This is a genomic window from Candidatus Gracilibacteria bacterium (assembly GCA_010119145.1).
Classification (GTDB): Bacteria; Patescibacteriota; Gracilibacteria; order BD1-5; family UBA6164; genus JAACSU01.
In genome coordinates, this window is the sequence record JAACSU010000034.1 from 1 (window position 1) to 1400 (window position 1400).

At 27.5% G+C, this 1400-nt stretch carries 3 protein-coding genes; all 3 read left to right on the forward strand.

Translation table 25 applies throughout. The features are described from left to right. Nucleotides 1–71 precede the first annotated feature (71 nt). Genes GW846_06605 through GW846_06615 form a run of 3 tightly spaced genes read left to right on the forward strand, consistent with a single transcriptional unit; the run spans nucleotide 72 to nucleotide 1044 of the window. Nucleotides 72–248 (forward strand): hypothetical protein, encoded by a 177-nt coding sequence (locus tag GW846_06605; GenBank protein NDK10415.1) that lies wholly within the window; start codon nucleotides 72–74, stop codon nucleotides 246–248. A gap of 6 nt (nucleotides 249–254) precedes the next feature. Beyond that, a complete protein-coding gene (locus GW846_06610; GenBank protein ID NDK10416.1) occupies nucleotides 255–794 on the forward strand; it encodes a hypothetical protein in 540 nt (179 codons plus the stop codon). After that, entirely contained in the window at nucleotides 772–1044 is a 273-nt protein-coding gene (locus tag GW846_06615) for a hypothetical protein (protein ID NDK10417.1), read from the forward strand. Before GW846_06610 ends, GW846_06615 begins: the two co-directional genes overlap by 23 nt. The last annotated feature ends 356 nt before the right edge of the window (nucleotides 1045–1400 follow it).

A 1400-nucleotide genomic window follows, 5' to 3' on the forward strand; every position in this document is an offset into this window, starting at 1 on the left:
TTTGCAAAAGAAAAAGACGTAATAAAAGGTAGTGATTCTGAAAATTAATTCCTGATGCTGTTCAATATCCCATGTTATCGGTTTTATTATTAAACGAAGTACAAAAACATCAAAATAAGATAACTGAATTAAATGCAAAAATTGAAAAATTAGAACTTGAGAACTCTGAATTAAAATCAAATTACAAGGAGACAAAAGCCGAAATAGAACAACTTAAATCTCTTTATAATTCATCTGATAAAAAATAATAAAATATGCGGAACCCTTCCAATAAAAATACGGTAGAGCAATTTATAAAAGAGTTTGGAAAAATAATAAAAAAACCAACATCAGTTTATTTTACCGGTGGTGCTACTGCTATTTGGTTTGGAATAAGAAATACCACAATTGATGTGGATATATCATTTCAACCCGATACGGATGAAATGTATAAGGCAATTCAGTTATTAAAAGAAACACTGAATATGAATATTGAGATTGTTTCACCTTCACATTTTATTCCATTGATTCCCGGTTGGGATAAACGCAATATTTTCATTCAAAAAAACAATAATGTTTCATTCTTTCATTACGACCTCTATTCTCAGATTATTGCTAAAGTGCAGCGAGGTTGGGAACAAGATTTAATTGATGCTACTGGCTTTTCACATTTTAGCGGTTTTGATATGAATTTGCTTTCTGTTTTGTTTCAAAAAATAAAACCAAATTTAATTAGATATCCTGCAATTGACATTAGTTCTTTAGAGAAAAGACTTATAAAATTCATTCGTAATGCTAAAGAAAAGTGAATATAAAACTGTTCCCGGTTGGGAAATAATCGGAAAAGGGTTAAACGATATAGCTGAAGGTAGAAAAAAAACAATTTTTGCACTTGCTGTCTTTATTTGCTCAACCCGTCTGAAAGAATTGGGTCTTAAAGTAAATGGGAAACAAGATGCCCCTAATATGCTTTTATACCAACAACTCTGCAAAAAATACAAAAATGATGCACATTATCAGTACAATGCTTTGATGCAAAGAGTAGTAAAATTTTGTAATAGATAAAACTCCAAAAAAAATTAGAATAACAATTAATACAATAGAACATTAAAAAAACAATTTTATCAATTATCAGTCTTGCAATAAATTACATAATTTTTGCCCAAGCTTCTCAATATTTTCAATATCAGGCAGTTGTGCGTGATGTTATTAGTTTTTTACATTTTGACGAAAAATTTTACAATAATAGAATTATTATAGGAGACTTCTATAAATTAAAACATTGTAAATCAAGTAATTATAAGAAACGACAAACATTACAGCATATTGTTAATAACTTTATGTAAAATGTTAATAACTATTTAATATTCAATACTATATATTAGATTATTTATTGTATTCTTGTCGAAAAATTAAACAAA